6 protein-coding genes are annotated in these 5,624 nt (G+C 61.2%); all 6 read left to right on the forward strand.

Going from position 1 to position 5,624, the window contains the following annotated elements:
• Positions 1-894: TRAP transporter substrate-binding protein DctP (dctP, locus tag GX108_07110; protein NLO56799.1), on the forward strand; the 894-nt coding region annotated here is incomplete at its 5' end.
• A 334-nt stretch (positions 895-1,228) separates the two neighbouring features.
• The gene (locus GX108_07115; GenBank protein ID NLO56800.1) at positions 1,229-2,119 is read left to right on the forward strand and encodes a hypothetical protein; all 891 of its coding nucleotides are present in this window, start codon (positions 1,229-1,231) and stop codon (positions 2,117-2,119) included.
• A complete protein-coding gene (locus GX108_07120; GenBank protein NLO56801.1) occupies positions 2,092-2,574 on the forward strand; it encodes a methylated-DNA--[protein]-cysteine S-methyltransferase in 483 nt (160 codons plus the stop codon). Before GX108_07115 ends, GX108_07120 begins: the two co-directional genes overlap by 28 nt.
• Positions 2,571-3,176, forward strand: coding sequence for a DNA-3-methyladenine glycosylase 2 family protein (locus GX108_07125; GenBank protein NLO56802.1), 606 nt, complete (start codon positions 2,571-2,573; stop codon positions 3,174-3,176). Before GX108_07120 ends, GX108_07125 begins: the two co-directional genes overlap by 4 nt.
• 59 nt (positions 3,177-3,235) lie before the next feature.
• The gene (locus tag GX108_07130; GenBank protein NLO56803.1) at positions 3,236-4,417 is read left to right on the forward strand and encodes an amidohydrolase; all 1,182 of its coding nucleotides are present in this window, start codon (positions 3,236-3,238) and stop codon (positions 4,415-4,417) included.
• A 281-nt stretch (positions 4,418-4,698) separates the two neighbouring features.
• Positions 4,699-5,624: TRAP transporter substrate-binding protein DctP (gene dctP / locus GX108_07135; GenBank protein NLO56804.1), on the forward strand; the 926-nt coding region annotated here is incomplete at its 3' end.

The raw sequence follows: 5,624 nt of genomic DNA on the forward strand, positions 1-5,624 counted from the left end.
ATCAAGCGGGTCGAGGAGATGACCGGCGGAAGGCTCAAGATCACCCTCCACTACGCCGGGGAACTGGTGGAATACACGGAGGTGTTCCCGGCCCTCCAGGCCAACATGATCCAGATCGCCAACACGGGCGCCCTGTTCTGGAGGGGCTCGGTCCCGGTGGGGTGGATCACGGCGGGTAATCTTCCTCCTTTCATCACCCGTTCCGATGCCGAATTCAACGAACTTTATCACCACCGGGGCCTGGACAAACTGATGGGTGAGGCCTGGGCGGAGCAGGGTATCCACTTCCTCGGGAGCCATAACGTGGGCGACACGTACTTCTGGAGCAAGAAGCCCATCAATTCCCTGGAGGATCTGAAGGGATTCAAGGTCAGATTTTTCGGCGCCATGTCGGACACCATGGAGCACTTCGGCGCTTCGCCCATCATGCTGCCCCACCCCGAGGTCTACATGGCCATATCGACCGGTACCCTGGACGGGGCAGGGACTTGCTGGTGGCAGTATCGGGACCTGAAGCACTACGAAGTCTGCCCCTACTTCATCGGCCCTCCCTGGCAGGTACCGCAGGCCATGGAACTCCTGGTCTCCCAGAAGGCCTGGGACGCACTGCCCCGTGATATCCAGGCTATAGTGGAGACGGCGGCCATCGTCATGTCCAAGGATTTCGCCGATCTGAACAGGATAGAGGAGCAGGAAATGTACCGCGAATCCTTCCCGAAATGGGGCACCAAGTTCATCCATTGGAGCGAGGGAGACGTCGACAGGATAACCAAAGAGTTCTCCCTGCCCTACCTGGACAAGATAGCCGCCGAAGTAGGCCCGAAGGACCCGAGGGTCGTCAAGGGAATCGAGATCATCAAGCAGTTCATGAGGGATTACGGTTACATCGATTAAGGACCAAAGACACAAAAACAGTGCCCCCCCTGGCCGGACAGCGGTCGGGGGGGTTTATTTTCGATTCCTTCAAAGACACGCAGCTACCCCTGGTCAAACCGTTAACGATCCGCGAGGGAGACGTCCTGGCCTCGACGGATGACCCCCCGAGGCCTTGTCGATAAGATGATCCGTGACGGAAGGTCACGATAGCGCGGTGAGAGGAGTTCTTTCTCCGCCCCTCCTGAAGTCGGGAGCCCCGGGAGTGATGGATCCGTGACTCTCCCGGGGCCGATTTTCAATTCGCCCCCGGGCTGATAAGATGACTATCGAATACATCCCGGGAGGTCCGACGATGGAACTGGATAAAATACTGACAAGGGAGAATTTTGTTTCCTCGGGGAAATCGAAGGATATATACCTGGTCCCCCACGGAAAGTTCAAGGGTAAATACGCCCTCGTTTTCACCGACCGAGCCACCGGCTACCTGGATAAGGACGGCAAAGCCGTCTTCGACACCGGCTACGACGATGTCGTGGGAGAGATCCCGGGCAAGGGGGCCATTGCCTGCAAATTCGCCACCTACTTTTTCAGGCTCCTGGCAGGGCAGGGAGTGCCGACCCACTACATCGACACCGTGGCCGACCACGTCATGATAGTGGAACCCGCCATTCCCATCGGCATGTCCGAGCAGGGGCCGGAATTTCCCGGTTCGGCGCCGCTTCTGAACCTGGAGTGGACCTGGCGCCACAGCGCCATGGGCAGTTTCTGGCGGCGCTACCCCTTCGTGAGGCCCTGTGCCGACTTGCCCGTCGTCGTGGAGGCGTGGACCAAGGGGAAGGTCGACAGGCTGATAACCTTCGAGTCGCTGGTGGGCGCCGGGGTGATGACCGAAGGGGAGATCATCTTCGTCGAGGGCTTTGTCAAGGAGGTCGCCCGGGTGATCTACGACGAGTTCGCCGCCCGGGGGCTGCATGTCCTCGACGGCAAGATCGAACTGGGACGCCTCAGGGAAGGCGACGGTCGCATTGTGCTCATCGACGAGATATCGCCCGACGTCCTGCGGGTCTGCAACGGCTACCTGAAGGGAGAAAGGGGCTGCCCCAGGGCAAAGGAATGCATCACCACGTCCCTTTCGGGCGCAGAGCGCAGGATATCAGCCGGGTACCAACTTTCCGCCGCCGAACTGGAGAAAATTTTTCTGAAGGAGGAGGGGCCATGCTCTCGGTACGAAAAACAGCCATAGGGTGGATTGCCATCGAAGAGGAGGATGGGCGGATAACCCGCCTGGACCTTCCCAACCAAGCCGCCGGCCGCCCTCGAGTTCCCGTGGAGGAGACTCCCCTCTTGCGGGAAGCCTTCCGGCAACTGGACCTTTACCTGGGGGGCAAATTACGGGTGTTCACCCTCCCCCTCAAATTGGAGGGGTCGTCCTTCATGGAGCGCGCCTGGAAAAAACTGGCCGAAGTGCCCTACGGCCAGACGATCACTTACGGTGAACTCGCCGCGGCGGCCGGGAACCCCAAGGCCGCCAGGGCCGCGGGGATGGCCTGCGCCAGGAACCCCATCGCCCTATTCGTCCCCTGCCACAGGGTCGTAGGAGCCGGGGGGAGACTGGTGGGCTTCGGGGGCGGGCTGGACCTTAAATCGTGGCTCCTGGAGCACGAAGCCCGTCACTCCGGGAAGAGCGGAGGCCAATGAGGATATTCCGCTACGGCCACGCTGAGCTGAGCCACCTGAAAGGCAGGGACAAAAAACTCGCCGCCGCGATCGACCGGATCGGCATGATAGAGTGCCGGATCATGCCGGACCTCTTCACGGCCCTGGTCTACAACATCGTGGGGCAGCAGATATCGAGCGCCGCTGCCGACACCGTCTGGAGCCGTATGAAGGAGCGCTTCGGAGAGATCACCCCCGAAAGGCTCGGCGCCGCCACGCTGGAAGAGGTGCAGCAGTGCGGACTCTCCTTCCGCAAGGCGGGGTATATCAAGGATTCGAGCCGGGCTGTGGCGGAAGGTGAGATAGACCTCCAGTCCCTGGAGGATCTTTCCGACGCCGAGGTGATCCGGCGGCTTTCATCGTTGAAAGGCGTGGGCCGCTGGACCGCCGAGATGCTGCTGATCTTCTCCCTGGAGCGCCCCGACGTGGTGAGCGGAGGCGACCTGGCGATACGGCGGGGGATGATGACCCTCTACGGCCGCAAGACCCTGGACGACGGGGCCTTTCGACGCTACGCGAGGCGCTACTCCCCCTTCGGCTCCACGGCATCCCTCTACCTCTGGGAGATAGCCCTCGGACGCTGAAAGCCGAACTGGACAGGATACAGTTGAAGGGAAAACAGGATAAAAGGGAGGGTTCCCCCATGGCGGACATCAAGGAGAGGGCAAAGGCCCTCAACGACCAGATCGTACAGTGGAGACGCCACCTTCACCAAAACCCGGAGATAGGTCTCGATACTCCCAAGACCGAGGCCTTCATCGTGGAGCGGCTCAGGGAAATGGGGATCGACGAGATCCGCACCGGCGTGGGCGGGCACGGCGTGGCGGCCCTCCTCAGGGGTTGCAGGCCGGGCAAGGTCTTGGGGATGAGGGCAGACATGGATGCCCTCCCCGTCAAAGAGGAGACGGGTCTGCCCTTCGCCTCCACGACGGAAGGACGAATGCATGCCTGCGGCCACGATGCCCATGTGGCCATCCTGCTGGGTACCGCAAAGCTCCTGGCCGAGAACCGAGGGGACCTCGCCGGGGCAGTGAAGCTGATATTCCAGCCTTCGGAAGAGGACTCCCGGGGCGCCCTGGCGATGATCAAGGACGGCGTGCTGGAGGACCCGCCCCTGGACGCCCTTATCGGCCTCCACACGGGAAACCTCTGGAAGGGGCCCCGCTCGGGGATGGTGGGCTATCGCTACGGCGCCCTCATGGCAGCGGCCGACTGGTTCACCGTCACCTTCGAGGGCAAGGGCGGCCACGGAGCCACCCCGCACCTGACGGTGGACCCCATCGCCATGGCTTGCCAGGCCTTTTCGGCCATCCAGACCATAGTGAGCCGGGAGACAAACCCGCTTGCCCCGGCGGTCATCACCGTGGGCAGGATCGATGGCGGGTCGGCGCCCAACATCATCGGACCTTGCTGTACCCTGAAGGGGACGATAAGGAGCCTTGACCCCGAAACGCGTTCCTTGCTCGGCGAACGCATCAAAACGGTCTGCGAAGGCATCGCCCATGGCATGCGCGGCAGGGCCGAGGTGACGTTGACCCGGGGTGCGCCGGCACTCATCAACGACAGGAAGATCACCGACGGGATCATCGAGGCCGCCGCCGCTATCGTGGGAGAAGACGCCGTCGCGGAGATCGCTGAACCGACCATGGGAGGCGAGGACATGGCCTTTTTCCTTGAAAAGGTGCCGGGGTCTTTCTTCTTCCTGCCCTCGATGCCCGGAGAAGGAGAGGTCTACCCCCACCACCACCCGAAGTTCGACCTGGATGAAGGGGTGTTCTGGATCGGCTCGGCCGTCATGGCCAACTTCGCCTTGACCTGGCAGTGAGCCCCTTTATCTGAATATTGAGAATCCGGAATTTTTCTTGACTCCGCTGCCTTTTTAATTTACGATAACTGGAGAACAGGCTAAAGCGGCGTTCCGGCATTTTATGCTCCCTTCATCAGAACGAAGATGCTGTGATAGGACATACTCTTGCCAACCAGGACGGGCCGCCCGGCTCCGCGGTCGGGGTTCTGGTTGTATTGCATTAGAAGCGCGGCAGGAAGCCAAGATTCCGGAACAGGATAAGACCTTGAAAAGGTGATGAAAGAGAGGAGATGAGTTGGGTGGGAAAGAAAAAGTTCGTAGCGCTGGTCAGCGTGGCGGTGATCGCCCTCGGCCTTCTGGCCGTCGCCGGGCCTTCGGCGGCCGCCGATAAGGTTTTCAACTGGAAGTTCCAGAGCCACCACACGGCCGGGTCCCTCGCGGTCGAGAGGGTGATCAAGCCCTTCATCGAAAGGGTGGAGAAGATGTCCGGGGGCAGGCTGAAGATAAGCCTGCACTACGCCGGGGAACTGGTCGATTACGCCGAGGTGGACAAAGCCCTCCAGGACAACATGATCCAGATGTCCAACAGCAGCACCCTGTTCTTCCGGGGGTCCATCCCCATGGGCTGGGTCTCGGCGCCCAACATGCCGCCCTTCATCACCAGGACCAACGATGAGTTCAACGAACTCTTCCACCACAGGGGGGTCGACCGACTGGTGGATGAGGCCCTGGCGGAGCGGGGCATCAAGTATTTCGGCAGCCACAGCGTGGGCAACACCTACTTCTGGAGCAAAAAACCGGTCCGAACCCTGGACGACCTGAAGGGGTTCAAAGTGAGGTTCTTCGGCTCCATGTCGGACTTCGTGGAGCACTTCGGGGCCGCCCCGGTCATGCTGCCCCACCCCGAAACCTACATGGCCATCGCCACGGGAACCCTCGACGGCAGCGGCACCGCGTGGTGGCTCTACCGTGACCTCAAGCTCTACGAGGTGTGTCCCTACTTCATCGGGCCCGCCATGCAGGTGCCCCAGGGGATGGAACTGTGGGCCTCCAAAAAGGCCTGGGACACACTACCCGAGGATATCCAGGCCATGGTCGAGACGGCCGCTCACGTCTTCAACCAGGACTACATGGACGCCGTCACCATCGAGGAACGGGAGATGTTCAACAAGTCCTTCCCGGAGTGGGGCACGACCTACATGGAATTCAGCGATGAGGACGTGAA

The sequence above is a fragment of the Thermovirga sp. genome (assembly GCA_012523215.1).
Taxonomy (GTDB): Bacteria; Synergistota; Synergistia; order Synergistales; family Thermovirgaceae; genus 58-81.